Source organism: Ensifer sp. GW821-FHT05G01 (assembly GCF_059419585.1).
Genome location: NZ_JBWKSC010000002.1, coordinates 187,503 through 214,035 on the forward strand (window position 1 = coordinate 187,503; position 26,533 = coordinate 214,035).

The window sequence follows — 26,533 nt, forward strand, 5'->3', positions numbered from 1 at the left end:
ACGCAGCGCTGGCGGGCCCGACGGGCTCAGATCGCCTTTAGGTTCACCCGCTTTTCGAGCTTCTCCGCATCTTCCTTGCGCTCGCTGTAGCGGTCGACGAGATGGGCCGACGCGTCGCGCGTCAAAAGCGTGAACTTCATCAGCTCCTCGCAGACGTCGACCACGCGGTCGTAGTAGGACGACGGCTTCATGCGCCCGTTTCCGTCGAACTCCTGGTAGGCCTTGGCGACCGACGACTGGTTCGGGATCGTGATCATCCGCATCCAACGCCCGAGCAGTCGGAGCGAGTTGATGGCATTGAAGGACTGCGAACCGCCCGACACCTGCATGACGGCGAGGGTCTTCCCCTGCGTCGGTCGGATCGAGCCGATCGACAGCGGGATCCAGTCGATCTGCGCCTTCATGATCCCGGTGATGGCTCCGTGGCGCTCCGGGCTGACCCAGACCTGGCCCTCCGACCATGCCGAAAGCTCCCGGAGTTCCTGGACCTTCGGATGGCTCACGGGTGCATCATCCGGGAGCGGTAAACCGGAGGGATCGAAGAAGCGCACCTCAGCCCCGAAATGCTCCAGCAACCGCCCGGCCTCCTCGGCCAGCAACCGGGAATAGGAGACCTGGCGCACCGACCCGTAGAGGATCAGGATGCGTGGCGGATGCGTCGAAAATTGCGGCCTGAGGGTGTCGACATCAGGCTTCTGGAGATGGCGCAGGTCGGCGGCGAGAAGATCAGACAATGCGACGCCCCCCTTCATCGAGAACCTTCTCGCCGTCTTCCTTGGTGAAGGCGCCCTTGTGGGTGTCGGGGAGGATCTCCAGGACCACCTCGGACGGGCGGGATAGGCGCGTTCCCATCGGCGTGATCACGAACGGCCGATTGATCAGGATTGGATCCTTCAGCATGGCATCGAGCAACTGATCATCGGTCAGCTCCGGGTTGTCGAGGCCGAGCTCCGCATAGGGCGTGCCCTTCTCGCGGATCGCCTCGCGAACGGTGAGCCCCGCATCGGCAATCATCCGCACGAGCTGGTCGCGCGTCGGTGGTTCGGTCACGTATTCGATGATGGTCGGCTCGATGCCCGCATTGCGGATCATTTCGAGTGTGTTGCGGGACGTTCCGCAGGCTGGATTGTGATAGATGGTGACGTCCATGGTCATGCCCTTTCGGTAATCGCTTTATCGGCGACGGTGTTTCTGGCGACGGATGGGCTTGCCTCGTACCAGCCCTTGGAACGGTTCACGATCCAGACGACGGACAGCATCACCGGCACTTCGATGAGGACGCCGACCACGGTTGCCAGCGCGGCACCCGACTGGAAGCCGAACAGGCTGATCGCCGCCGCGACGGCAAGCTCGAAGAAGTTCGATGCCCCAATCAGTGCGGACGGTCCCGCGACGCAGTGCTGTTCTCCGGACATGCGGTTCAACAGGTATGCGAGACCCGAATTGAAGTAGACCTGGATCAGGATCGGAACGGCAAGCAGCGCGATGATGGTCGGCTGGGCGATGATCTGTTCGCCCTGGAAGCCGAACAGCAGGACCAAGGTTGCCAGCAACGCCACAAGCGAGAGTGGCTGCAGCTTGGCCAGGAGCCCATCGAGGGCCTTCGTGCTGCCGTCGGCCATCATGATTTTGCGCACGACCTGCGAGATCGCCACGGGGATGAGGATGTAGAGTGCGACCGAGATCATCAGCGTGTCCCACGGCACGGTGATGGCCGAGAGGCCGAGCAGCAAGCCGACGATCGGAGCGAACGCGACGATCATGATGGCGTCGTTGAGAGCCACCTGCGATAGGGTGAAATGGGGCTCGCCCTTGGTGAGGTTGGACCAGACGAAGACCATGGCCGTGCAAGGCGCCGCAGCTAGGATAATCAGGCCGGCGATATAGGAATCGATTTGGTCGGCGGGAAGCAGTGGCCTGAAGAGCCAGCCGATGAACAGCCATCCGAGCAGGGCCATGGAGAACGGCTTGACCGCCCAGTTGATGAACAGGGTGACGCCGATCCCGCGCCAGTAGCTGCCGACCTTGGTCAAGGATCCGAAGTCGATCTTCAACAGCATGGGAATGACCATCAGCCAGATGAAGACGGCCACGGGGATGTTGACCTTGGCGATTTCCGCCGCGCCGATCGCTTGGAAGACGCCCGGCATGAAATGTCCAAGCGCAATGCCGACGAGAATGCAGAGAAACACCCAGACGGTGAGGTATCGTTCAAACGAGGACATCAGCTTGCCTCTGCCTGGGGCTGAGTGGAGCCTTCCATTTGGCCGATCTGGCGCAGTTGCTGTTCGAGCGCAAGCTTGTCGATGGAGGAATGCGGAAGGCTGAGGAAAGTCATGATCCGGTTTTTCAGGAACCGGGCGGCGGTCGCGAAGGCGCGCTGGATTTCGACCTCAGAGCCGTCAACGGCCGCGGGATCTTCGACACCCCAATGCGCGGTCATCGGATGTCCGATCCAGACCGGGCAGGCTTCGCCGTGCGCGCTGTCGCAGACGGTGAAGATGAAATCCATCTGTGGTGCGCCTGGCTCAGCAAAGACGTCCCAGCTTTTCGAGGAAAACCCCATGGACGGATATCCGAGTGCCTCAAGTTCCTTGAGGGCGTGAGGATTGACTTCGCCCTTTGGCTGGCTGCCTGCGGAGAAGGCCCTGAAGCGGCCGCCACCTTCCTTGTTGAGGATGGATTCGGCGAGAATAGAGCGAGCGGAATTGCCCGTGCACAAGAAGAGCACGTTATAAACGCGGTCAGACATTGTCCTTGTCCCTAGTGGTGTTGATCCGGGTTCTGAGAGTTACGAAAACTCATGCGGTCACCTTTGCGGGCGGGCAGCAGGGCATGAGTTCGGCAATGAGTGGGGTGCAAATCTCCGCGTTGCCGCCACAGCAGTCTCTGATCAGGAATAACGTCAACTCCCGGAAGACATCAAGGTTTGCGCGGTAGACGATTGAACGGCTATGCCGCTCGCCGGCGATCAGGCCAGCCTGCGTCAGTATCTTGAGATGCGCAGACATTGTATTTTGCGGCACGTCGATGGTTTTCGCCAACTCGCCGACGGGCAGACCGTCAGGCTCGTGCTTGACGAGGAGCCGGAACGTGTCGAGACGGGTGCTTTGGGCAAGAGCGGCGAGCGCGGCAATGGCTAAATTTGTATCCATATATCCACGTTAATGGATATTACGGAGGTCGTCAACGTGTACGGGACTCGGACGCCTGCACGGAACGATTGGAATGAGTTTAGTTGATAACGACCAGAATATGCCGCGCGTTCGTCTGGCGAAGGCTTCCTTCCAACTGGGTTCAGCCCTCTTTCCGGAACATCAATGATGTCCTCGTCGGTGATGACGGAAATGCTAGAACTGTGCCAGTCTTTCATCCGGACATTGGTCGTCAAGGATTTGCCCCCGCGCGGCTCGCGAGCGAAATCACTTGCGTCACGACAAATCCTCGCCGAATTCAAGCCGCCGCAAAGCGTTGCGTTCCTCGGCACGACGTTGTTCCGAAAGGATTTCACGTTCGATCGAAGAGATCTGCTGCCTCGCAAAATCCGCAACAACACTATCGTCGTTCAGCCAGGGCTCGATCAGCGTCTTTTTTTCCCTGAGGCTGTCGACGAAACCAAACTCGCCATGCACGACGCCAGTGTTCTGAATGCTCCTTGCTACGCCCGAACGGACAAAATCGCTCTCCGGAAAGCTCACGAGCAGAGCCTTCAATACCGCATGGGTTGAGGGTTCGCCGTGGAAGTTCTGCATCACACCGAGAACGAACCGCGCGTCGTCTTCGTCGCCGGCCGTGACCCGTGCGATCAATGCATCGGAGATGTCCGCTGCGCACGCAGGGAAAATCTGGGCAAGAACCTTTCCGCCCCGAAATGCAAAAAGCGATGAATCTGCATCAAACCAAGACCGCGTCTTGTTCAGGGCCAGCTCAGCGTTCGAGGAGAGCCGCCGCGTCAGAAGCTGAAACCTGTATGGAACCGCCTCGAAGCGATGGTCCCCGCTTTCCTCTCTTGGATGTGCAAAACGCCTACCGAGGAACTCCCAGACACGCTCAAGGTATCCAACTGCCACATACGACACGAGTCGTTCGGCATCGTAAGACAGCTCGGTCAATTCCAGAAGGCTTTCAAGGATCAGATCCGCGTCGACCGCATCGAGCTGATCGAAAAACGGCGTCTTCGTTGGGAGCCACGCGTTCCGGATCCAGCTTGGATCCGCATTGTTGATGAAGTGCCGGAGCGCCGGTCGGAAAACGACATCGAGTGGAGGAACCTTGTCGGGAAATTCCCGAATGACAAACACCGCGCATTCGGCGATCGCCTGGCGGTCATCTTCTTCAAGCGAGCGATGCAGCAACTGGGCGAGCGTGTCGGGATCGTCCGGGGACGATCCGCGCCAATGCAAGGCGATGGCGGACAGATGTCCCGGCTTAGCGAGGAAGGTAGTAAGGACTCGCCGGTAGAGTTCGTGGTCGGCTCCCTGGAACAGCCCGTTTAGAAAGCCCGGCAGGAAACGCAGCAGATCATCGTTGGCATTGTCGAGCATGAACTCGGCGATGCTGGGGTTCCGCTTCGCCAAGTTGACAATGAATTGGCCAAGCTTGGGAAAAGTTGCGAGGTCGTTCGACTTTGTCGCAGCGCAACGTTCGAGAAACCGCAACCAATCTTCCTGCGTTTCGTCGGTAACCTCGCCGAGCATGGCAGTGCTTTGTTCGTCCCGATAGGATTCCACCCTTTCCGGATCGAACTCCGGTTCATCCCATTGCCATGCCATGACGCCTTCGTATCCAACGAGGATCTTGTACCGAAAATACGTAGGGTCTTCGTTGAAGGCATCCCGAATGGTTCTGATCGCCAGCGTGAGTTCAGTGGCTTGATGCTGGCAACCGAGCGCAGCGCCCGTCGTGCCGAGCAACGGTATGGCGTGATGGTAATCGTAGAGCAGCGAGTGTTCGATCGTCTCGCGCAATTCATACGAAAGAGAGGGGGCTCTCGCCGCAAGGAAGTCGATTATTCGCTTATGATCGATGAGGCATTGACGCTGGAAGTCAGGGTTTGAGTCTCCGCGATTTGCCGGTCGCTTGGCGTTCTCAAGAGCGTGGAAAATTTTGCGCCGTTCTTGGTCTGAGCCGGCTTGTTCGAAGAACTCGAAAAGGGCTGAGATCGCGGTCTGCCTCAACTCATGTACTTGATCAATCGGAACTTCCCCGAACTGAATTGATACCGCATCGGCGGTCCATTCGTTTCCCGTCGCCTCCGCGTCCAGCATCTGATTCCATGTCTCGATAAACAGCGGACGAACTGTTGATGGCACCACCGCTTGCATTTTCATGACCGAAGCGAGCCGGCGCTGCACCTCTGACCCGACTTGATGCCAAATCTGGAGATTGTATTGAGCGAGGCGGCCGACGGTCTCGGAGATCTTCGTTCTGATGCGCTCGTTCGATTCGTCGGCAAAGATTTTCTGCAGAGCTTGAAAGCACTCCTCGATTGCGGTGTAGCGGAACCGGTCGATAATCTCGACGGCCTTTTCGGTCACGTCACTAGCTTCGTAGCCCTTGTAGCTGGAAAATGGGGTTTCGATCGGCTGTACTGGCGTAACCCGAGCCGTGATAGCTGCCTCAACGAGGACGTCGAGCACTTCTGGGAAAATCGACGGTACGTCGTCATAGAGCGGAAGAAGGTCGTCCCCCAGTGATGTGACGAACTGGTGACGATCGTTGTTGTTGGAAGCATTCCTCAAGGATTCAAGAAGCTTCTGATCGAAAAGCTCTTTGCCTGCCACGAGGCGCTCGTAGTCCTGCTGGACGCGCTGGAACTCGTAGCCCGCGGGCACGAGGTACTGATCCATAATCCGGTCGAACCGCTTCTTGATCTGAGTCAACGCCTCGGTGCCAAATTCCTGGCGGTCATCGACCTTGTAGATGATGTCGTGCGACGTCTCGGCCCACGCATGGATGAGAATAGTCTGGATCTGTATCTCGCATCGAAGGCCGGCGAACTCCTGGTACTCCGGGAGTACGGAGCGGGCTTCGTTGAGCGACACCGTGTAGTGAACCGCCCGGTAGCGGGTTTCGTCATTCTCCGGCAAGGGGTGATGAATCTTGGTCGCTGCGCGATCAACGTCGAAATTATCAAATACGATGCTGGAGTTCAGGAAACGGTTGACGTCATTGTTCGTATAGAAGATGAGGCGAACGCCGGCGAGGTCCCGCCGCACCGCCGACACGTCCGCATCAATAATGCCGGCTTCCTCCAAGCGCTTGCGAAGACTCATGGCCGTCTTCGCCCGAGATTGGATGGATACCGGTCGTGGCAGATCCCCCGTGGCACTAATGGCCCTCTCAAGGATCAGACGAACTGTCTCGGCGAAACGCTGATACCGGGCGAAATGCGAACGCTCGTACTCGTCTATGTTCATTCGGGGCCTCCGATGCAACCCTACAAGCCCTGAGCGATGGCGACGAGTTGCTCGTCACAGTTGCAGCGCCCTTGCCCACAGATTTCATTTGTCCGCCGATCTCCTCGGTCCGGATGCTGGCACATAGCTTGTCTATGGCTGCGTACTGTGATCAACACCCCTTATAGATGTTGAGATGCGGTTCTTGAGGAACCGTGCGGTCTGAGCGAAGGCTTTTTGCACTTCGATCTCGGTGCCTTCGACGGCTGCCGGGTCTTCGGCACCCCAATGCGCGGTCATGGGATGACCAATCCAGACCGGGCAGGCTTCACCAGCCGCGCTGTCACAGACGGTGAAGATGAAATCCATCTGTGGTGCGCCTGGCTCAGCGAAGACGTCTCAGTTTTTCGAGGAAATCCACTTGGACGGATACCCCAGTGCCTCAAGCTCTTTGATGGCGTGAGGGTTGACCACGCGCTTTGGATTGCTGCCAGCGGAATAGGCGCGGAGGCGGCCATTGCACTCGGCATTGAGGATGGACTGCCAAGAGGCGGTCAACAGATGTATTAACGTAAAAGCAAGGATTCGGCTTCGAGTCTTTATTGTCAACAATTAGTATTGATTGGCGTGTATCACATTCATCCTAGTAAAGCTAAGAATATATTTTCGTTTCCACAAATATTGCCGATCGACATAGATCTATGCGGTTCGCTAATGTCCACTCCCGAACGACGCAACATGAGGGCGTCGAAATAATCGCAGGCTCCGCCGATCGGCCGGACGAACTAGCCATCGGCCATGGCGATAGCTCGACGCTGGGACTGGTCGTATGAATGAATTGGTCAAAGGAAGTGCTTTCCAAGCGCGGATCGAACTGGTGGTCTTCGCAGACGGAGAGCGGTGTCCTATGCTCCTTGACGGAAAGGGAGTTCCATATTTCGATCCGGCGGTTTGGGCATTGACGAGATATCGCCAAAAGAGTGCCTCTACGGTCGAGCAAGCACTTCGAGGAGCAATGCTCATCCACCTGTTCTGCTGGCTGTATGAGATTGACTTACTTGAGCGTGTCCGAACAGGCTCATTCTTCAGTGTCGGCGAATTAGAGGCTTTGGCAACGCTCGCTTGCCTGCCCTTCAACGACATACGGAAGACGGTCAAGAAGAAGACGAAAACTCGGGCCGCTGTAAGGGGTCGCGCCCGGAACGCCTCTGCTCTTCTTCGGCGCCTACCTCGGGCAAAGCGGCTGAAAACGGTGGCAGCAGAGACGACGTCAGTCAGGCTGCACTATGTATGCAGCTACCTACGGTGGCTTGGCGAAAGACAGAAGGCGCGGTTCCAGGATGAGTGGTCGGGTGACGCATTCTCTCGTTCGCATGTTTATGAAGAACGATTGGCGGGCATCCTAAAACAAGTGAAAGAGAGAGGGCCCTCTGCAAGCTCAAAGGGCCGTTCCAGCTTCATTCCAGGTGCTCGAGACCGCCTGCTGGCAGTTGCCGATCCCTCCAGTCCAGAAAATCCATGGACCAGCCCATTCGTGAAACTACGCAACTGGACAATCGTTCAATGGCTTATTGGGACAGGAATGCGCAAGGGCGAACTTCTAGGCCTCTTGGTTGCTGATTTTAATCGGGTCAAGCGCTACTGCGAGATCCGACGCAGGCAGGACAATAAACGAGATCCGCGCCGAAGGCAGCCGGCAGCAAAGACGTTCGAACGGCTCGCACCTTTGGTCGAATCTCTGACGAAGCTCGGCGAAGAGTATCTGGCTGCTCGTTCCAAAATCGAAGCTGCGCGAAAGCACAGCTTTTTGTTCGTTTCACAAAGTGGAAAACCGCTCTCACTCAGCGCGGTAACCCGATTGTTCGCGACATTGAGAGAGAACTTTCCCGACTTGGGCGACGCCACTCCGCACACTTGTCGCCATCAGTGGAACGAAGACTTCTCCGACTATGCAGACACCATCGGAATGAAATCGGAGGACGAATTGAGGGAGAGGATATGGCTGATGGGGTGGTCGGCCAAATCGAACATGCCGGCTCGTTACGTTAAGCGCAGAACGAAGGCGAAGGCAGATGAACACAGTCGCGAAATGCAAACAAGTCTCATGAAGCGTCGCTCAGAACGGGACCCACGTAGCTAGAGGTCGGCATAGTCCCATTGACTTAATCCTATGGAGAAAACTGTTTTGCTTCGAACCTCACCCAGGGACCGGTTGCCAGAAGAGGCGATCACGCGCGATGGCTTTAGGTATTCGCCCCTACTCGACCATTGGTGCATTGTGACGGAGACCGGAAGAAAGCACTTCCACTTCAACGATCTCCGGGTCTCACCAGACCTGACTGCGAGCTTCAAACAATTTATATCCACCCTCCTTCTCGCCGAGAGTCCAAATACGGTCCATTGGATGTACCAGCAGGTCAGGAGCCTATTGGTGTATGTGGGTAGTTATGACAGCACGTCGACTGAAATACTGCCATCGCACCTGTTGAACTTTGGTGGATCACTGGCCCAAGAACATCGCTATCGGTCCGGAGACGCAAATTGCGCCGTGCGTCTCTGGTCTAAGCTCACTATTCCGGGCATCTCGCATGCAGCCTTTGTAACAGCCGCCGAGATGCCGAGAAAATCGCGCAAACGGGCGCAGGCAGTCCGATTGCGAGACCCCTATATGGGAGCTTACACCAACATCGAGTACGATGGATTGTACAAAGCCCTCCACGCAAAATTTGCTACTGGAACGCTTTCACTTTGCAACTATGCCATTTGTTTGCTCAGCGGGGCAATCGCGCCAAGACCCGTCCAACTAGCAAGTCTCATGGTCGGTGACTTCAAGGCAAGGGAAGTGAATGGAGCGGTTGAGTATGTGCTATCTGTTCCACGTGCCAAGCAAAGGGGCGGGAGGCATCGATCCCAGTTCACTGATCGTCCTCTTGTCGAAGACATTGGGATCGTAATAGAGGCGCAGGCACGTCTTGTTCGGAAACAGGCGAAAGACGCCGGCTTAAAGCATCCAGATCAAGTGCCGCTGTTTCCAGCAAATCACGTTAAATCCACATTCTATATCGGCGGCGGAATACCTGTTGCGCCAACTTCTGGATCGATAGCGACGCGCATCATCAACGTTATGGAGAGCCTGCAGGTCAAATCAGAAAGAACCGGCGAGGCTATCAATGCGCATGCCACGCGGGCCCGCCGAACACTAGGCACTCGAGCGGCTCAAGCGGGCTGCTCGCTTGAGGAAATCGCCGTTCTCCTCGATCATACATCCTTGAGGGCGGCGCATCACTACATCGAAATCCGGTCAGAACTTCTCCAGAATATCGACCGAAAGGTGGCGATTTTGCTTGCACCCCTTGCTCAGCGGTTTGCCGGCTCAATTCAGAACCGGATCAATGACCAGGAAGTCCGCGTGCAAAGGCATGTTTTTGGCGTTGGCGACTCGGGAGCGCCCGTTGATGTTGGTGGCTGTGGCAAATTTGGCTTTTGCGGCCTCGGGAGGCCAATAGCCTGCTACACATGCCGATTGTTCTATCCTTGGCAGGATGGTCCTCATGGGGCCATCCTGGAAAGCCTTCTAGCGCGCCGTGAAAAAATGGCGGCCGAGGGCTCTCTGATTGTCGCTCAATCGCTTGACGACACTATTCTTGCGTGCGCCGAAGTTGTTCGCCAGTGCCAGCTTATGGCTTCAGGCGCAGCCGAATGAGTGACTTCATACCGTTCATACCGAAATCCGGCCAGTCTGATGCTGAAAACATGGCGGAATTCGTAAAATTCTGTCGCCACGAGTTAACCGTGTTCGGGGCAGATCTGCGGTTTGAGGCGAGCACCTGGGATGTTAGTCGCCACTATCGACGTCGAGGACACAAGAGCAGCCTACTTAACTTCACTCGAGTGGGCCCCAGGCATGGAGTACTCGGCGGTGCATTCCCCGAACCGTTCGGAGAGCAATGCAGAGCCTATATGCGATATACTGCCGTGACCAGTGCCAATACCAGCCCTCCAGTGGCCCACCTGATTGCGCTTCGTGAATTACTTCGAGCCTTTGAAGATAAAGGTTTGATCGCAGATTTGTGCTCGATCAATGCGCACATCCTCGATCATGCCGTGTCACTTGCAAGCGCAAGAAAAGCGGGGGGATACGCTTCGAGGGTTGGTGTGTGTCTCGCTCCTTTGTCAAGGTTTCTCAGAGATAAGAAGCTGGCGGTGAATGCTCCAGTTGCTTGGCAACATGGCCATCCATGGCCGTCACAACGTTTGCATTTGAGCGGGAAAGCTGATGAGCGTCGCGCTAAATTGTTACCGTCTCAGGACGCCATAGACGCTCTTCCACAAGCCTTCCTGCTCGCTGAGAAGCCGGGCGACGTTATCCTGGCATCGGTGATGGCTCTCTTAGTCTGCGCCCCAAGTCGAGTGAACGAGGTCTTTGCACTGCCTGAGGACTGCGAGATCAAGCCTCTAGTTGATGGCGAGGATGGTCATCTGCTCCGTTGGGCAGGATCGAAGGGCTACCGTGACTTTGAGAAGACGATCCCCGGTGTCATGACTGACCTGGCGAGAACTGCGATCGATCGCATCAGAGCCGCCACCGGCGAAGCACGCCATATTGCATTATGGTACGAGAACCATCCTACTGAACTTTACTTGCCGGATGATTGCGCCCACCTCCGGGGACAATCTTTGTCAGCCGCGGAGCTTTCACAGATTATTGGTTTTACCAAAAAAGGCAGTGCGACTGAATGGGCGGAGTCCCGAAAAATTGCACGCGTTCTGGCTCGGTCACCAAGCGGACAAAAAATGTATATCTATCGTTTCGAGGACATAGAGCGGGAAATACTAGGGTTGCTTCCCAGAGATTTTCCGATTGCGGACAGACCTACCGGGCTGAAGTACAGCCAGGCTCTTACAGTGGTCCACCGGAATGAATTCGGGTACGAAGGCAGTGTCCGGTGGCGATGCATGATAACTCTACTTGATTATAACAATGTACAACGCAACTTCCATTTTCCGCACAAAGGGATCTTTATCCGTCTGGGGCTTTCGACGCCGGAGCACCCCGTATCGATACGGACGAACCAGCTCCGCCACTATCTGAACACGCTTGCCCAGACCGGTGGCTTGTCTGAAGTTGAAATTGCTGCATGGAGTGGACGGAAGGATATTCGTCAAAACGCGGCTTACGACCATCGTACGCCGGATGAAGTGCTAGCTTCCATACGTATGAGAGAAAAGCAAACTTCCTCCGCTGACGGCCGGGGCGTAACGATCAACTCGCCAGTTAATAGAACGGAGGCAGCAGCCCGAGCGATTCAGGGGCATTCCACCGATCTCGGTTTTTGCGAACATGATTTCGCATCATCGCCGTGTGCCAGGTTTATGGAATGTCTGCATTGCACCGAACACTCTTGCGTCAAAGGCCTTGATCCACACCATCTGGAACGCGTCTCGACGGCTTTGCAGCACGCTCAAAGAAGCCTAATCGAGGCGGAAGCGGGAGTGATGAAGGAGTACGAGGGGGCTATCGAATGGGCTACGGCCCATAGGCAACACATCATACGCCTCGAGCAATTGCACGCCGCGCTCTCTGACCCCCAAATTCCAGATGGTTCGATTATCCGCCTGTCCAAATCTGACCGCTATTCGGTAGTTGAACAAGCGATGCTTGACCAAGGAATGGAGCGACCTGCACTTGCGTCAGCCCATTCGACTCTGCTTACCAGAACCGCCGATGACTAAACGCCTAGCCGCGAAAAGGCGGCGGGCACGACGCCGAAGTCCAGCAATTGACGCTGCTCGCGTTGCACGAATTGTTGATATCGTAAGGGCTTGGAACGGGGCCCTTACCTGGGAAGCGCTTTGTCGGCAAGTGGCAACTGAAACTGGCAACCTGTACTCGAGGCAAGCGCTAAACAATTTTACCGAGATCAAAGCGGCCTACGCCGCATATCGTGAGACCCGAGGTCACCATAAAGTCGCCAAGCCGTTATCAAGCACGCAGCAAAGGATCCTGGAGCTAGAGCAAAAGGTCATCGAGCTTGAGGCGGTTCGAGACGTCCTTCTCGAAAAATTTGCTCGTTGGGCGATAAACGCCAGCACAAGAAATCTTGATGAAGCATTCTTGGATCAACCGCTCAGACCAATTAATCGCTCAGAGAATCTATAATTATCAGCGACCTTTCCTTAATGCCTCCGAAGCCGATGATCGGTCCGTCACGCTGCGGCCAGCGCCGTCCGCGATAGAGTGGTCTACATCAATCTCGTGGCGGTGACGTCGACGTGCCGCCTAACCGCGTCGGCCAATTTGTGCACGCCATCGTTCTGAGTAACATTTGCTCGCCGTCCATGCTTTGGGTCGGGAACATTTTTCCGGATTCTGCTCCCGTTTGGAGCCGCAAGCCGCCAGATACGCGTAAAGTGGGGAGGAGCCATCCCCAAGCCCGGACGCAAGGCGCGGCTACGATCTCGCCCGAGACTGAATTCATATATACACTACCGATATTTCGCCTTCATCGACGCCGTCGCCGACCACAGAGATGAGTCTGGGCGCTGCTCAGGGTATCGGCAACTCGTGGCCGTGACGCGCAGCTCTGAGCCATCGAGTCGATAGCCGCTGTCAAAGCTAAAGCCGAAGATACCCACCACCCGCACTTGGCCTACCCTCTGCAACCCCGGCCAGCGCCGGGCAGGCCAAGCGCTGATCGCCTGCACGAGGGCTGAGATCGCGCTCCACGAGCAATAATCGGCGCCGATCTGTGTCAATCAAGAAAAAAGTGTTTAACTGCAAGAGTTTAACGGTCTCGGTTTACATGGTCAACCGACATGTGCTTTAGAACTTGTTGTAGCTGACGCCGGCTGACGCCGTCAGCTTCGTTGTCGCCTTGATTTTTGCGCGGATTTCCTCGGCAATCTCGGTGGCGATCTCCATGCCCTTCAGATTGTCGGTCACGTCGAGATAGGCTTCGTCGAGTGAGAGCGGCTCAATGACAGGCGTATATTCGGCGAAAATCTCGCGGATCTGCTGCGATACGCCGCGATAGACGTCGAAGCGTGGCTTGACGAAGATGAGGTCGGGACATTTTCGTTTCGCCGTGACGGACGGCATGGCGGAGTGGACGCCAAACTTGCGCGCTTCGTAACTGGCGGCGGCAACGACGCCACGCGCAGCGGCGCCGCCGACGGCGACCGGCTTGCCCCGCAATTCCGGATTGTCGCGCTGCTCGACCGATGCATAGAAGGCATCCATGTCGATGTGGATGATCTTGCGCTGCCGCTCGGCTACTGACGCATTCGCCGCCGGCTGCCTTTCGTTCATGCTTTCGATAGGCTCGGCCACGTGCCGCTCCTTACTTCCACATGGTCCGCATGCGCGCGCCGACATCGATGCGGATCTGACGGGCGCTGCGCTCGGACGCGGAGGCGCTGACCAGTGGCCAGGAAGCCGTCTCGAAGAACTGCAGGAGGGTTGCCGGAATGAAGCGCGTGCGCGCGGCGTAGACGTGACGATCGCCTTGCGCGTGCTGGCCGCTCGTGAAGAACCGCTGCGGCGTGATCAGTGTCAGGCTGTCCTTCGCCCGCGTCATGCCGACATAGAGCAGCCGGCGTTCCTCCTCGAGCTCATGCGTTGTGCCGACGCTAAGATCGGAGGGGATGCAGCCGTCGACGACATTGAGCATGAAGACGGAGCGCCATTCCTGCCCCTTGGCCGAATGGATGGTCGACAGGATCAGGTAGTCCTCGTCAAGCAGCGGCACTCCCGCCTGGTCGCTGGTCGCATCCGGCGGATCGAGTGTCAGCTCGGTGAGGAATCGTTCGCGGCTGGGATATCCTCCGGCAATCTGCTCCAATTGCAGGAGGTCGGCTTTTCGTGTGTCCGCATCCTCGTGGATGCGGTCGAGATGCGGCTCGTACCATTCGCGCGCCTGGGCAATTTCGCCCGGCCAGCCGCCGGCCTGTTTGCGCAAGCTCTCGATCAGGGTCACGAAAGCGCTCCAGCTGTCGCCGGAGCGCGGCGGCGCGGGGATTTCCGCAAGTGCCGCCAGCGGTTCCGGATCGGCGGCAATGGCGTCGAGGATCTTTCCGGCGGTCTGCGGGCCGACACCCGGCATCATGTGCAAAAGGCGAAAGCCTGCGACCCTATCTCTGGGGTTCTGGGCGAACCTCAGCACGGCGAGCATGTCCTTGACATGGGCGCTGTCGAGGAACTTCAGCCCGCCGAATTTCACGAAGGGGATGTTGCGTCTGGTCAGTTCCACCTCGAGTGGCCCGCTGTGGCTCGATGTGCGAAACAGCACTGCCTGCTGTTTCAGCGTCATGCCGACCTCGCGGTTTTCCAGCACCTTCTCGACGATATAGCGCGCCTGGTCGGCCTCATCGGCGACCGCCAGCAGTTTCGGTCGTTCTGGTGACTGGCGCTCGGTCCAGAGGTTCTTGGTGAAGCGCTCGCGGGCGAGATCGATGACACCATTGGCGGCGGCGAGGATCGTTTGGGTAGAGCGGTAGTTTCTGTCAAGCGTGATGACGTCGGCCGGCGGGGTGAACGTTCCCGGGAAATCCAGGATGTTGCGCACGGTCGCCGCCCGGAACGAATAGATCGACTGCGCATCGTCGCCGACAACTGTCAGGCCTCGACCGCCGGGCTTCAAGGCCATCAGCACGGAGGATTGCAGGCGGTTGGTATCCTGATACTCGTCGACCAGCACGTGGTCGAAACGGTTGCCAATGTCCTCAGCGAGTTCCGGCACACTCACGGTCTGCGCCCAGTAGAGCAGCAGGTCGTCGTAATCGAGCACGTTCTGCGCCTGCTTCGCCTCGACATAACGGACAAACAGCTGCTTCAACTGCTCCTCCCAGCCAGAGACCCAGGGGTAGTGCGCGCGCAACACTTCGCCCAGCGACGTCTCCGAATTGACCGCCCGCGAATAGATCGACAGGCACGTACCCTTGGTCGGAAAGCGTGTCTCGGTCTTGGAGAGGCCCAACTCATGCCGCACGAGGTTCATCAGGTCGGCGCTGTCTTCCCGATCGTGGATGGTAAAATCGACATTGAGCCCGATCTGTTCGGCATAGATGCGCAAGAGGCGCGCGCCGATGCCGTGGAACGTTCCCGCCCAGGTGAGCGCATCGGTGGCCACCGACGCGTTCGCGCCAAGCACCTGGGCGCAGATGCGTTCGACCCGTCGGGCCATTTCGGATGCCGCGCGGCGCGAAAACGTCATCAACAGGATACGGCGCGGATCGGCGCCATTGACGATGAGGTGGGCGACGCGATGGGCGAGCGTATTGGTCTTGCCCGACCCGGCGCCCGCGATGATCAGAAGTGGCCCGGCGATCGTTTCGCCCGGAGCGGTCACGCCAAATTCGACGGCATCGCGCTGTCGGTCGTTCAATTTTTCCAGATAGGCCGCCGCCACGCCGAAGTCCCCGGTAAGTCTCTGCCGATTCTACCCCATGCGCCAGGCGTCGGCGCAAATTGCCCGGCGCTCCGGGCAATGCCGAGGCATCCCCGCCCACGAAATGAGCGATTCTTGACGGGGAACGAATAAGGAACATATCAGCCGTGGGACATATTGCAAAGGCCCCCGTTGGCAATGGCAAAGATGCGCCGCGGTTTCCGTCCGCAAATTCTCGATCCGGCGGCACGACAATCTGTCCCATTGCTGGCGGCTATCGAAGCCGCGTGCTAGCAGGTTATGCCTTCGCGCCAGACTTCAGCCAACGAGCGCATTGCAAACGAGCCCGCCCGCACCGTGACACCAAACGATCTGCAAGCCGACAATTTGTCCTCCGATACGCCGCCTTCTGACACGCCCACCGCGCGCATGCTGTCGTGGGCGCGCAACTCGGCGGTCTATCGCCTCGAGCGCCAGATGATGACCGAGAAGCAATTGTTCGACGCCATCACCCGGAAGGCGCGACAGAAGTTCGAGGATATCAGCCAGGAGCAGCTGAAGGCTGTTGCCGACTTCGCGGTCAAGTTCGCCTATGATCTGAACGCCCTGAACGATACCGATTACGCGCAGGTCAGCACCCAATCGGCGGTGCGCAGCGGAAAATCGAAACGGGCGATTGCCCAGAAACTCCAAGTAAAAGGCATAGACCGGGAAATCGCAGCCCTCGCGCTCGAGGCGACCGATGATCTCTACGCGGCCGTCGTCTTTGCCCGCAAGCGCGGCTTCGGTCCTTTTCGTCGCGGTGAGCTCGACGACAAGCGCAAAGCCAAGGAACTGTCCGCATTTGCCCGCAACGGCTTCGGCTTCGAGATCGGCAGAAAAGTATTCGACATGAGCCTCGGCGAGGCGGAAAGCGCGCTGCGGAAGGATGCCGTCCGATAGAGGCAAGGCCCGTCGAATTCATCTGCTCTGTCGGGTTGTTTCGCCCCTGGCTGACTTTGGATGTTGCTCCGGCATGGGCCGCATCAGCTCCTCGCGCGCGCCCGACCGAGTGAATTTTGCAACAGTCGGACGACCGCGAACCCCTGGCGGTGATCATCCACCAGTGAGATCGGATTTGACCACATTTCGGTCACGAATGGGACCAAAAGCAGACCTCTCTCCGCGCATGTCCCCAACCCCGGAATAAAACAGTGTCATTTCAATTGTCCCGCCGATCGCTGCTTGCAGTGGCCGCAAGCTCCATTTTGAGCGCCTGTACCCAGGTCCCGAAGCCCGGTCTCGAGGCAAAAGCCGCCGACAAGGCCAACAAGGACGTCATTACCCCTCGCGAGATCGATCCGATCGAGCCTGAGCGCAAGGACGAACCGGCGCCGAAGCTCGACTACGCCAAGATCTACGGCCCGGTTAAGGACGAGGGCTATGATGTTCCGGCAGTCGAGTTCGGTGCGATCAAGCCCGAATTCCTGCGGCAGGAAGTTGCCTATGCGACCAACGAGCCGGCCTATTCAATCGTCGTCGATACCCAGAAGATGTACCTCTACTGGGTGCTGCCCGGCGGCAAGGCGATCCGTTACGGCGTCGGTCTCGGCGCCCAGGGTCGCGCCTGGAAGGGCAGGGCCGTCGTGCACTGGAAGCGCAAGTGGCCGCGCTGGACGGTGCCGGACGACATGGTCGCGCGCCAGCCGCACCTGAAGAAATACGGTATCGAGGCCGGCGGCATGGATCCGGGCCTCAGCAATCCGCTCGGCGCGCGGGCGATGTACATCTTCCAGGATGGCCAGGACACGCTCTATCGCATCCACGGTTCGCCGCAGTGGCGCTCGATCGGCAAGAATGCGTCTGCCGGCTGTGTGCGGATGCTGCAGCAGGATGCGATCGATCTTTACAACCGCGTCCGCGGCAAGACACCGCTGCTCGTTATCTAAGGCCGGGTTTCGTTCGTGGGGGCATCCGTTGCTCCCACGTGGACTGGTCCGTCTTAATAGATCGGCGGCGGTGCACCGGGAATGCCGCCTTCTCCGGGCAGGAGATTATCCTGCGGCAACGGCTCCGCCTGTTGCGCCGCCATGCCGCCGCCCGACAGGTCTGTCACCACGATCGGCGTGCCGTTCGGGACGCGATCATAGAGATCGACGACGTCCTGGTTGATCATGCGCACGCAGCCCGACGATACCGACTGGCCGATGGTCCACCATTCCGGCGAGCCGTGGATGCGGTAGAGCGTGTCCTCGCCATTCTGGAAGATGTACATGGCGCGGGCACCGAGCGGGTTCTTCAGCCCCGGCTCCATGCCGCCTGCCTCGATGCTGTACTGCTGCAGCTCCGGCTGGCGGGCGACCATCTCGTTCGGCGGCTTCCAGCGCGGCCATGGCCGCTTGTACTGGATGACGCCACGCCCGGCCCAGGCGAAGCCGGCGCGGCCCAAGCCGACGCCGTAGCGCATCGCCTGGCCGTTCTCGTAGACACGGTAGAGGAAATGGTTGCCGACATCGACGACCAGTGTGCCTGGCCGCTCACCGGTCGGGTCGGGAACCATCTGCCTGTAATACCGCGGGTCGATCTTCTCGTAGGGGATCGCCGGCAGCGGGTAAGTTTCTCCCGGCCGCTCGCCATACATCTCGGCAACAAAGGTATTGGCGGCCGGCACCGGTTCCGGTGCCGGGGCATATTGCTGCGAAACCCGCTCGCGCGTCGACCCGCAACCCGCCAGTCCGAGCGCCGCTATCCCGGCGGAAAGCTTGAGGAAGGATCGGCGACCGACGTCACGTTGGGGCATGGGGGTCCTCAGTTACCTGTGTTCGATGATCACCGGGAATGACGCATTGCTGTCGCTCATCTCCCGACGCCGATCACAGGCCGGCATAGGGATCTGCCAGTGCCGCATCCGGTCGGCTAATGGGGTATTTAGTTGCCGATATCTTTGCGGCCAGCTTTTCAGCACCGTTTTTCTCGAGCAGTGCCCGGAAACTCGGGTGCATGCCGCCGTCGACATAGGCATTGACAGGTGCGGGCGTCTGATTGGCGACCAGGCCGGCAATCTTTGCGTCTTCCGTCTGCAGCCTTGCCATTAGCCCGGCGTCGGGAGCTGTGGTGGCTGCAGGGCAGGCGGCAAGCGGATCGGTCGGCTCGCCATCGGCAAACTCGGTATTGAAGACATAACGGCCCCCACAGACCGAAACCTTCGGCTGGCGCTTCGTCGCCTCGAAGATATCGTAGCCCTGCTTGATGTTCTTCCAGAAATCGAAGTTCGGGTCGCTGCTGTGCTTGGCCATGTTCGTTGCCGTCATGCGGAACGGGTAGGCTTGCACCTGAAATTGCCCTTGGCCACCGGCGAGCGCACGCTGAACCACGGGATAGATTTCGCCAACCCCCTGGTCCGTCAGCGCGTAGCAGCCGGATGACGAGCAGGCGCCATGCACCATAAGCGCCTCGCCGGTATAACCGAGCGCCGACTCAAGCCGGTTCGGATAGCCGAGATTGAACGACAGGTAATATTGCGACTTCGGGTTCAGCATGCGTGCCGACACATGGTAGAAGCCTTCCGGCGCCTGGCGGTCGCCCGACTTGGTCTTCGGCCCAAGCTTTCCGGACCAACGGCACATCGGGTAGGTCTTCAAGAGCGCATACTGGCCCGACTTGTTCTGTTTCCAGATCTCCAGTTCGCTTTCCTGCTTGAAGATGCGAACGAGCACCGGGCTTTCCGGCTTGGAGCCATTCTTGGCCATGGCGGCGATCAGCTTTGCCGGGATCGGCGGCGGCGCACGCACGTCGTCGAAGGCCGACATGCAGCCGGAAAGGGCGGTGGCGACCGACACGGCAAGGGCGGCGCGCCGGGCCTGCTTCGTCTTGCCCAGCAATTCACCGGCATTTGCTGATGACAGGGAAAGAAGATGTCTCGTTATGCGCCGCATGCGGGCTCCTTGAAATGGCGACCGGACCATAAGACCTCTAGCGGCTTTAGCTGCAAGCGCTTGCCGCTGGCTTTCGTGACGCGGCGGTTCAACAAAACTTGAACGCGCCTGCATCTCCGGTGCACACCAGCCTTGGCATGTGATGGTAAATTTTGTCCAAACAGCGGCATCACGTGCGCGTGACTCGTCCGGCCCTTGTCGCCGCCCGTTCGCTAGGCCGCCCGGTTGAGCGAAGACGCCATGGCGCGAAGGATCACCACGGACGATGCGGCGCCGGGGTCCACATGGCCAAGCGAGCGCTCGCGCACCCTTGCCGCGCGTCCCTTGGTGGCAATCATCGAGCGCGTTGCGTTGGCTCCAGCCTCCGCCGAGGCGACGATATCGCGCCAGAAACCGTCGGCACCCTTGTTTTCGGCAAGCGCTGCCGCGGCGGCATCGGCTGCCGGCAGCCAGGCGTCGAGCATCGTCTTGTCTCCGCGCTGCCCCTTGCCGCGCTCGCGCATTCCCGAGCCCATGGCCTCGATGATGGCCGCGCAGGTGGCAAGGTCGAGTTCCGTCTTGCCGGCAACGACCTGCGCTGCACGGCGAAAGGCCGTGGCATAGAGCGGGCCGGTCGAGGCGCCGACGGCATTGAGGAATGCGCCTGCCGCCGTCGCCATGACGTCGGAGATCTGCGCCTGATCAAGGTCGAGCTTTGCCAGTTCGGCCTTCACCGCCAGGAAGCCGAGCGACATGGTGGTGCCGTGATCGGCATCGCCGATGGCACCGTCAAGCTCCGACAGATGATCCTTCTCGGCTTCCACGGCATCGGAAATCGCCTGAAACATGCTGACCAAGCGGCGCGCCGCATTTTCCGACATCATTGTCCTCCCAGAACGCCCGATACCCATGCTTGATCATGGATCCCTGACGGAATGCTAATTGATACGCAGGAAAGCCGTTTCGCAAGGGTGATGCAGCAGATCGGTCAGTTCCTGGTCGAGATGGAGGATCGAGATCGATGCGCCGACCATGTCGAGAGACGTGCAATAATGGCCGATCCAGTTCGCTTCAATCTCTATGTTCTTGGCGGCGAGGCGCTGCGCCACGCGCCGGTAGAGAATGTAGAGCTCCATCAGCGGCGTCGCGCCGAACGAGTTGATGAGAACGGCGACGCGATCGCCCGCCGTTGCCTTCATCTCCTTGAAGATGTTGTCCATGATCGCATCGGTGATGTCGTCGGCCGGCTTGATGCGCTCGCGCGTTACGCCGGGCTCGCCATGGATGCCCATGCCGATTTCCATGTCGTCGGGGCCGATCTCGAAATTGTGCCGCCGCGTCTGCGGCATGGAGCAGGGCTCCAGCGCAACGCCGACCGTATAGGTGCGCAAGTTCGCCTTGCGCGTGACGACCTCGCAGGCGTCGAGCGAAAGCCCCCGGTCGCACGCAGCCCCTGCGATCTTGAAGATGAAAAAATTGCCGGCGACGCCGCGCCGGCCCTCGCGATCCTCGATCGGCGAGGAGGCGATATCGTCGGTGGTCAAGACGGTGCGGACCTTGATGCCCTTTTCCTCGGCGATCTCGGCCGCCATCTCAAAGTTCATCACGTCGCCGGCATAGTTGCCGTAGACGAAAAGCACGCCCTCGCCGCCCGACGCGGCAACGGCGCATTGGACGATCGGATCCGGCGGCGGCGACGAGAAGATGTTGCCGACAGCGACCGCGTCCGCCAAACCCTTCCCGACATAGCCGAGGAAGCACGGTTCATGGCCTGTGCCGCCGCCGATGACGAGGCCGACCTTGCCCGGGCGTGGCCCGGATTTCGCGACGAGCGCGCGGTGCGAACCATTGATCGGTTCGATGTAGTCGCGGTGCGCCCTGACGACGCCGTCGAGCATTTCCTCGACCACCTCATTGGGGTTGTTGAGGAATTTCTTGACGTGGGTGCGGTAGGAGCTGGGCGCCTGGACAAGCTTCGGTCTTTGCGAAATCCGGGTGTCGAGGCCGGTGACGCCATCAGCCCGGAGAATGCCGTGGCCGGTTGCAGCGTCGGTGATCAGCACGTTGGCATAGCCGCCGCGAAGCGCCGCCAGCAGGGCCGGCACCTTGTCGAAGCCTCCGGCAACGGCGATGCGCGTGCCGATCCGGCGCAGCATCTCGAGCGAAATGCCGACCGTCCTGTCATCGAGCGGTCCGGCGACGGGGCGTCCGCGTTCGTCGATGAAACGCCCGGCGACGACGCCGACGGCACCGGCGGCAAGATAATCCTGCAGCGAGACGGATTCGAAGAAACCACTGGTGTGGATGGTGGAGTTTGGCCGCAGCGACGAAATGCCGAAAAGAATGCGGTTGGCCTGCGCCAACGTCGCGAATTGCTCCTGCAGCAGCGGCTCGTCGAGCAGCATCTGCCGCAATTCCCTCGATTTGACGATCGCCGGCGCGGTGATGCCGACGCAGCGTGCGCCAATCGCGCGGGCGATCGAAGCGGCGCAGAGTTCCGGGGTGTAGGAGAACGCCGCCGTCGTGCCACCGGTCGCCTGCACCACGGTTGCGTCCTGCAGTGCCTGCACATCCGCGTGCTCACCGACCGACATCACAGTGCGTCCCCAGGAGACAGCCAGGGTGTCGCCGGATTTCATCAACTTCTGCAGCGCCATTGCCCCGGCGACGCCGAGCCGGTCGATCAACGGCCGGGCGTTGTCGTCGCTCGGAACGACGAGACAGTCGGCAAGGCCGAAATGGCGCTTCAGTTTCTGGGCGATTGTCAGTGACGCGAGCCGGGCCGGCTCAAGCGAGATGTTGACGATACCCTTCTCGCGGGCATCGGCGAGGTAGCTGTTGACGGTCGCGCGCGAGACACCCATGGCATCGGCGATCTCGCCCTGGGTCATTCCATCTTCGTAGTAGAGCCAGCAGGCCCAGACATAGGGATCGTCACCATAGCGCAGCGGGATGGCATCGGACGCGTCGGTCGCGCCGCTCCTGTTCGCGCCGCCCTTGCGTGGTGAGGATGTCTTCGATGTCATCTGGTTGCGTTCGTTCCCTGTTTTGGTTGGTGAACATGGAAGCAACGTCGTGCTTTTGCAACCTTGCAGCACTGCGACTTTAATAGGGCCATTGGAAGTGCCGTGTTTATACAGTCGAATTGGCCCGCGACGCATTTTGGTGCGGGCTGCGGCCGGCGCCGCCGGCTGAATTTCCTCTGGTCGCGGTGCGCGATCCCGCTGCGTTCAGCGGGATCGCGCCGGCCTTGGGAGGCATCTTTGTCCGGCAAAGGCACAGTTGCGTGCCGTCGCCTTCATCATGAACTACGCAATGCGTGCGCGTGCGCCGAGCGAAAGCTCCTTGAGGATGATCGCGCAGGAGGTGGCGCCTGCGTCGAGCACACCGAGCGAGCGCTCGCCGAGCCGGCTGGCGCGTCCGATCTTGGCAACGAGATCGCGGGTCGAATCGCGTCCCGCCTCGGCGGCGACAACCAGGGCGTCGAGCGCCTCGTCGAACGATTTTCCGTTCGCGGTCGCCCCGTCAAAGGCTTCGACCGCAGGAACGAGCGTGTCGATCAGCGTCTTGTCGCCGACCTTGGCCGAGCCGATCGACTGGATGCCCTCGAGGCCGGCATGCAGCATGTTGCTGTAGGTCGCGGCATCGATGGCGGGCACGCCGTCGAGCTTCTCGGCGAACTCGGTGAACATCACCCCGTAGAGCGGCCCCATGGAGCCACCGATCTCGGTCATCAGCACGGTGCCGAGCGTGTCGAGCGCCTCCGACAGGGTGGTTTCCCTGTCCTTCAGCCGGTCGGCGGCCATGCCAAAACCCTTGGCCATGTTGACGCCATGGTCGCCGTCGCCGATCTTGCCGTCGATTTCGCTCAAGTAAGCGCGGTTCTCGATGATGCGCTCTGCGAGCGACAGCACGATCGCGCCGGAATTGGCGTTGCTAAACGTCTGCATGATGCGCCTCTTTCGTCAAAGGATGGTGGTGCAGCGAACCTCGACGTCGAGGAGCGCCTTGAGTTCGTCGTCGAGCGCCAGCACCGTCAGCGTCGCGCCGACCATTTCCAGCGAGGTGAAGTAGTTGCCGATATAGGTGCGGTAGATGCTGAGACCGCGGCCGGTGATTTCCTTCTCGATAGTGTCGTTCAGGATATAGAGCTCGTTGAGCGGCGTCGCGCCGAGGCCGGACACCAGCACGGCGACTTCGGTTCCAGACGCGAGGTTGTGATCGTCGAGCACGATCTGGCACATGTCTTTCGCGACTTCGTCGGCGGTCTTCAGCGCCTCGACCCGCACACCCGGTTCGCCGTGGTGGCCGATGCCGACTTCCATGGTGCCCGGCTCGATCTGGAAATTCGGATGACCGACGGCCGGAAGCGTGCAAGGGCCGAGGCCGACGCCGATCGAACGGCAATTGTCGATTGCCTTCTGTGCGGTGGCACGCACGTCTTCAAGGCTTGCGCCTTCGGCGGCCTTGGCGCCGCCGATCTTCCACATGAAGATCTCGCCGGCCACGCCGCGGCGCTTCTCACGCTCCTCGGGCGGTGCCGAGCAGACATCGTCGTTGGCAACGACGGTCAGGACGTCGATGCCGTCCTTGGCCGCAAGTTTGATTGCCATCTTCACGTTCATGTTGTCGCCGGCATAGTTGCCATAGAGGCAGACGACGCCCTTGCCGCCGTTGGCTTCGCGGATGGCATCATGGAAGCTCTTGGCGGTCGGCGACGAAAACAGTTCGCCGACGGCGACGGCGTCGAGCATGTTGCGGCCGGTGTAGCCGATGAAGGCCGGCTCGTGGCCGGAGCCGCCGCCTGTGACGACACCGACCTTGCCCGCGACCGGCGCGCCCCTGGCGACAACGACGCGCGGATTGTCAGCCAGACGGACGATGTCGGAGTGAGCCTTGACGAAGCCCTTGACGGTGTCCTCGACGACCTCGTCGGGATTGTTGATGAACCTTTGCATGGTGTCTCCTGTAGATGGGTCGTGCTTCGTCAGAGAATGGTGTAGCCGCCGTCGATCAGGAGATCGGCGCCGTTGATCATGTCGGCTCCGGCCGACGTCAGGAACACGGCAGCGGCCGCGATCTCTTCCGGATAGGCGAACCGGCCGGCCGGGATGCGCTTCTTGGCGGCCTCGCCCTTTTCGCCACTCCAGGCTTTCTTGCCGAGTTCGGTCAGAACGATGGTTGGCGAGATGGTGTTGACGGTGATGCCGTGCTTGCCCCATTCGGCCGCAAAGGTCTTCGACATGCCGATGACGCCAAATTTCGAGGCGCAATAGGCGACATGGTCCTCGATCGCGACCGTGCCGGCCTGCGAGGCGAGGTTGACGATCTTGCCGCCCCTGCCGGCAGCGATCATCGCCCGGCCGACGGCTTGGGTGACGAGGAAGCTGCCCTTCAGATTGATGGCGATGGTCTTGTCCCAATAGTCGAGCGACAGCTCTTCGGCAGGCGCGAGGAACACGACGCCGGCGCTGTTGACGGCGATGTCGATGCCGCCGAAAGCCGCGACGACGCCCGAGACAGCCGCATTGACCGAGGCCGCGTCCGAAACGTCGCAGACGAACGGTTTTGCATCCCCGCCGAGAGCCTCGGCCTTGGCGCGGGCGACATCCTCGTTGATGTCGAGCACGGCCACTTTCGCGCCCTTGGCGGCAAAAGCGCTGGCGACAGCCGCGCCGATGCCGGAGGCGCCGCCGGTGACGAGGGCAACCTTGCCGGTCAGCGGGAAGTTGAGGTCGATCTGGGGGGTGGTCTCGGTCATGTCGGTTTTCCCTCGGCGGTTGGAAAGCGGGGCGGGCAAGCCGCCCCGCCTGTGATGGCGTTACTTGCGGGCTTCAAGCAGCTTGTCGACGTTCTCGGTCGTGACCGGGGTCCACGGAACGTTGTATTCCTTGTCCTTGCCGTCGTTGAACGGCATGTCAGGATACTGCGCCCAGATGTCGGACTGCGGCTTGTAGTCGCCCTTCTTGGCCTGGAAGATCGCGAGGTCGAGCGCGCCCTGCGCCTGGGCGCGGGCATCCTGCAGGATCGAGGTCATCGTGCCTTCCTTGACGGCCGTCAGAGCATCGGTCACGCCGTCGATGCCGGCAATGGCGAAGTCGTCGACCTTGAGGCCGGCCGACTTGATCGCTTCGATCGCGCCGAGCGCCATCTCGTCGTTCTGGCCGATGACGCCGTTGATCTGGCCCGAATGAGCCGTCAGCCAGTTTTCCATCAGCGTCTGGGCTTCGGCACGCGACCAGTTGGCAGTCTGCTGCTCGAGAATCTTGACGTCAGGGCACTCGGCCAGCGCTTTCTTGTTGCCTTCCAGGCGCGAGATCTGCGCCGACTGGCCAATCGGACCCTCGATGATCACCACGTTGCCCTTGCAGCCGATCTTGTCGAGAACGGTCTTGGCTTCCATGTAGCCCGACACGGTGTCGTCGGAGCCGACATAGGCGGTCAGAAGCTCGGAGTTGACGCGGGTGTTGGAGCCGACGACCGGAATGCCGGCATCATGGGCGGCCTGGACGGCAGTGGCGCCGGCCTCGATGTCGATCGGCACGAAGATGATCGCGTTGAACTTCTGCGTGATCATCGTGTTGAACTGCTCCTGCTGGACCAGCGCGTCATAACGGCCATCGAACACGGTCAGTTCGACTTCGCCGCTCTTGACGGCAGGATGCTCTTCGAGCGCTGCCGACCAGATCTGCATGAACTCGGCATTGAGGCCGTAGGGTGCGGCGCCGATCTTGAGCTTTTCCTGCGCGACGGCTGATGACGCGAAGAGGGCCGTGGCGGAAGCCAGGGCGATCACGAGTTTCTTCATGCTACTCCTCCATTCTGTGCTTTCCGCCGCCTTCATGGCGCGCGGATT

The 26,533-nt window shown here is 59.8% G+C and carries 20 protein-coding genes and 2 pseudogenes; 5 read left to right on the forward strand and 17 right to left on the reverse strand.

All coding sequences use genetic code 11. From position 1 onward, the window contains the following. Positions 1 to 26: 26 nt before the first annotated feature. From arsH to AC07UR_RS06760, 7 genes and pseudogenes are all read right to left on the reverse strand, one after another. Entirely contained in the window at positions 27 to 752 is a 726-nt protein-coding gene (arsH, locus tag AC07UR_RS06730; RefSeq protein ID WP_209789397.1) for an arsenical resistance protein ArsH, read from the reverse strand. Further along, on the reverse strand, positions 727 to 1,155 hold the full coding sequence (gene arsC, locus AC07UR_RS06735; RefSeq protein ID WP_209789398.1) for an arsenate reductase (glutaredoxin): 429 nt from the start codon (positions 1,153 to 1,155) through the stop codon (positions 727 to 729). The genes arsH and arsC overlap by 26 nt, the downstream gene beginning before the upstream one ends. Beyond that, entirely contained in the window at positions 1,152 to 2,225 is a 1,074-nt protein-coding gene (gene arsB / locus AC07UR_RS06740) for an ACR3 family arsenite efflux transporter (protein WP_209789399.1), read from the reverse strand. Before arsB ends, arsC begins: the two co-directional genes overlap by 4 nt. Next, positions 2,225 to 2,752, reverse strand: a complete 528-nt coding sequence (locus tag AC07UR_RS06745; RefSeq protein ID WP_209789400.1) for an arsenate reductase ArsC — start codon at positions 2,750 to 2,752, stop codon at positions 2,225 to 2,227. The genes arsB and AC07UR_RS06745 overlap by 1 nt, the downstream gene beginning before the upstream one ends. Positions 2,753 to 2,801: 49 nt before the next feature. Next, positions 2,802 to 3,155, reverse strand: a complete 354-nt coding sequence (locus AC07UR_RS06750) for an ArsR/SmtB family transcription factor (RefSeq protein ID WP_209789401.1) — start codon at positions 3,153 to 3,155, stop codon at positions 2,802 to 2,804. A 276-nt stretch (positions 3,156 to 3,431) separates the two neighbouring features. Further along, on the reverse strand, positions 3,432 to 6,419 hold the full coding sequence (locus tag AC07UR_RS06755; RefSeq protein ID WP_209789402.1) for a RelA/SpoT domain-containing protein: 2,988 nt from the start codon (positions 6,417 to 6,419) through the stop codon (positions 3,432 to 3,434). A gap of 171 nt (positions 6,420 to 6,590) precedes the next feature. After that, positions 6,591 to 6,941: pseudogene (locus tag AC07UR_RS06760) on the reverse strand (arsenate reductase/protein-tyrosine-phosphatase family protein); the annotation flags it as partial. A 286-nt stretch (positions 6,942 to 7,227) separates the two neighbouring features. On the opposite strand from AC07UR_RS06760, the gene AC07UR_RS06765 reads away from it, so the two are divergent. From AC07UR_RS06765 to AC07UR_RS06775, 3 genes are all read left to right on the forward strand, one after another. Further along, positions 7,228 to 8,538, forward strand: a complete 1,311-nt coding sequence (locus AC07UR_RS06765; protein WP_209789403.1) for a tyrosine-type recombinase/integrase — start codon at positions 7,228 to 7,230, stop codon at positions 8,536 to 8,538. Between the two features lie 30 nt (positions 8,539 to 8,568). Then, a complete protein-coding gene (locus AC07UR_RS06770) occupies positions 8,569 to 10,101 on the forward strand; it encodes a site-specific integrase (RefSeq protein WP_209789404.1) in 1,533 nt (510 codons plus the stop codon). Between the two features lie 257 nt (positions 10,102 to 10,358). Beyond that, positions 10,359 to 12,131 (forward strand): hypothetical protein, encoded by a 1,773-nt coding sequence (locus AC07UR_RS06775; protein ID WP_209789405.1) that lies wholly within the window; start codon positions 10,359 to 10,361, stop codon positions 12,129 to 12,131. A 1,093-nt stretch (positions 12,132 to 13,224) separates the two neighbouring features. Here the strand turns inward: AC07UR_RS06775 and dinB are convergent. Further along, a pseudogene (gene dinB / locus AC07UR_RS06780) lies at positions 13,225 to 13,707 on the reverse strand (DNA polymerase IV); the annotation flags it as partial. Between the two features lie 31 nt (positions 13,708 to 13,738). Beyond that, positions 13,739 to 15,805 (reverse strand): ATP-dependent helicase, encoded by a 2,067-nt coding sequence (locus AC07UR_RS06785; protein ID WP_173421554.1) that lies wholly within the window; start codon positions 15,803 to 15,805, stop codon positions 13,739 to 13,741. 366 nt (positions 15,806 to 16,171) lie between these two features. Here AC07UR_RS06785 and recX point away from each other — a divergent pair, with 366 nt between their 5' ends. Both recX and AC07UR_RS06795 read left to right on the forward strand, forming a co-directional pair. Continuing rightward, positions 16,172 to 16,726 carry a recombination regulator RecX gene (gene recX / locus AC07UR_RS06790; RefSeq protein WP_209789726.1) on the forward strand — a complete coding sequence of 185 codons (555 nt, stop codon included), beginning with the start codon at positions 16,172 to 16,174 and terminating at the stop codon, positions 16,724 to 16,726. 251 nt (positions 16,727 to 16,977) lie between these two features. Further along, positions 16,978 to 17,712 carry a L,D-transpeptidase gene (locus tag AC07UR_RS06795; protein WP_209789406.1) on the forward strand — a complete coding sequence of 245 codons (735 nt, stop codon included), beginning with the start codon at positions 16,978 to 16,980 and terminating at the stop codon, positions 17,710 to 17,712. A gap of 53 nt (positions 17,713 to 17,765) precedes the next feature. Here AC07UR_RS06795 and AC07UR_RS06800 read toward each other — a convergent pair whose 3' ends face one another. The 8 genes from AC07UR_RS06800 to AC07UR_RS06835 form a co-directional block, all read right to left on the reverse strand. Beyond that, positions 17,766 to 18,563 (reverse strand): L,D-transpeptidase family protein, encoded by a 798-nt coding sequence (locus tag AC07UR_RS06800; RefSeq protein ID WP_173421556.1) that lies wholly within the window; start codon positions 18,561 to 18,563, stop codon positions 17,766 to 17,768. Positions 18,564 to 18,636: 73 nt separating this feature from the next. Further along, positions 18,637 to 19,698: a L,D-transpeptidase family protein gene (locus AC07UR_RS06805; protein ID WP_234941680.1), complete on the reverse strand. Its 1,062-nt coding sequence runs from the start codon at positions 19,696 to 19,698 to the stop codon at positions 18,637 to 18,639. Positions 19,699 to 19,910: 212 nt separating this feature from the next. Next, positions 19,911 to 20,558, reverse strand: a complete 648-nt coding sequence (dhaL, locus tag AC07UR_RS06810) for a dihydroxyacetone kinase subunit DhaL (protein WP_209789407.1) — start codon at positions 20,556 to 20,558, stop codon at positions 19,911 to 19,913. A gap of 57 nt (positions 20,559 to 20,615) precedes the next feature. Then, on the reverse strand, positions 20,616 to 22,703 hold the full coding sequence (locus AC07UR_RS06815; protein ID WP_209789408.1) for a bifunctional sugar-binding transcriptional regulator/dihydroxyacetone kinase subunit DhaK: 2,088 nt from the start codon (positions 22,701 to 22,703) through the stop codon (positions 20,616 to 20,618). A 282-nt stretch (positions 22,704 to 22,985) separates the two neighbouring features. Further along, positions 22,986 to 23,627, reverse strand: a complete 642-nt coding sequence (dhaL, locus tag AC07UR_RS06820) for a dihydroxyacetone kinase subunit DhaL (protein ID WP_209789409.1) — start codon at positions 23,625 to 23,627, stop codon at positions 22,986 to 22,988. Positions 23,628 to 23,642: 15 nt separating this feature from the next. Further along, on the reverse strand, positions 23,643 to 24,635 hold the full coding sequence (locus tag AC07UR_RS06825; RefSeq protein WP_209789410.1) for a dihydroxyacetone kinase subunit DhaK: 993 nt from the start codon (positions 24,633 to 24,635) through the stop codon (positions 23,643 to 23,645). 29 nt (positions 24,636 to 24,664) lie between these two features. Next, entirely contained in the window at positions 24,665 to 25,438 is a 774-nt protein-coding gene (locus AC07UR_RS06830; RefSeq protein WP_173421561.1) for an SDR family oxidoreductase, read from the reverse strand. 60 nt (positions 25,439 to 25,498) lie between these two features. Further along, complete coding sequence (locus AC07UR_RS06835; protein ID WP_209789411.1) at positions 25,499 to 26,485, reverse strand: substrate-binding domain-containing protein; 987 nt, start codon at positions 26,483 to 26,485, stop codon at positions 25,499 to 25,501. Between the last annotated feature and the right edge of the window lie 48 nt (positions 26,486 to 26,533).

Coding starts and splice junctions, on each gene's coding strand:
- AC07UR_RS06775 (WP_209789405.1), top strand. CDS start 10,359: ATGCGATATACTGCCGTGACCAGTGCCAATACCAGCCCTCCAGTGGCC.
- dhaL (WP_209789407.1), bottom strand. CDS start 20,558: ATGTCGGAAAATGCGGCGCGCCGCTTGGTCAGCATGTTTCAGGCGATT.
- AC07UR_RS06800 (WP_173421556.1), bottom strand. CDS start 18,563: ATGCCCCAACGTGACGTCGGTCGCCGATCCTTCCTCAAGCTTTCCGCC.
- AC07UR_RS06815 (WP_209789408.1), bottom strand. CDS start 22,703: ATGACATCGAAGACATCCTCACCACGCAAGGGCGGCGCGAACAGGAGC.
- arsB (WP_209789399.1), bottom strand. CDS start 2,225: ATGTCCTCGTTTGAACGATACCTCACCGTCTGGGTGTTTCTCTGCATT.
- AC07UR_RS06770 (WP_209789404.1), top strand. CDS start 8,569: ATGGAGAAAACTGTTTTGCTTCGAACCTCACCCAGGGACCGGTTGCCA.
- AC07UR_RS06835 (WP_209789411.1), bottom strand. CDS start 26,485: ATGAAGAAACTCGTGATCGCCCTGGCTTCCGCCACGGCCCTCTTCGCG.
- AC07UR_RS06830 (WP_173421561.1), bottom strand. CDS start 25,438: ATGACCGAGACCACCCCCCAGATCGACCTCAACTTCCCGCTGACCGGC.
- AC07UR_RS06825 (WP_209789410.1), bottom strand. CDS start 24,635: ATGCAAAGGTTCATCAACAATCCCGACGAGGTCGTCGAGGACACCGTC.
- dhaL (WP_209789409.1), bottom strand. CDS start 23,627: ATGCAGACGTTTAGCAACGCCAATTCCGGCGCGATCGTGCTGTCGCTC.
- AC07UR_RS06750 (WP_209789401.1), bottom strand. CDS start 3,155: ATGGATACAAATTTAGCCATTGCCGCGCTCGCCGCTCTTGCCCAAAGC.
- arsC (WP_209789398.1), bottom strand. CDS start 1,155: ATGACCATGGACGTCACCATCTATCACAATCCAGCCTGCGGAACGTCC.
- AC07UR_RS06745 (WP_209789400.1), bottom strand. CDS start 2,752: ATGTCTGACCGCGTTTATAACGTGCTCTTCTTGTGCACGGGCAATTCC.
- AC07UR_RS06755 (WP_209789402.1), bottom strand. CDS start 6,419: ATGAACATAGACGAGTACGAGCGTTCGCATTTCGCCCGGTATCAGCGT.
- AC07UR_RS06805 (WP_234941680.1), bottom strand. CDS start 19,698: ATGCGGCGCATAACGAGACATCTTCTTTCCCTGTCATCAGCAAATGCC.
- arsH (WP_209789397.1), bottom strand. CDS start 752: ATGAAGGGGGGCGTCGCATTGTCTGATCTTCTCGCCGCCGACCTGCGC.
- AC07UR_RS06765 (WP_209789403.1), top strand. CDS start 7,228: ATGAATGAATTGGTCAAAGGAAGTGCTTTCCAAGCGCGGATCGAACTG.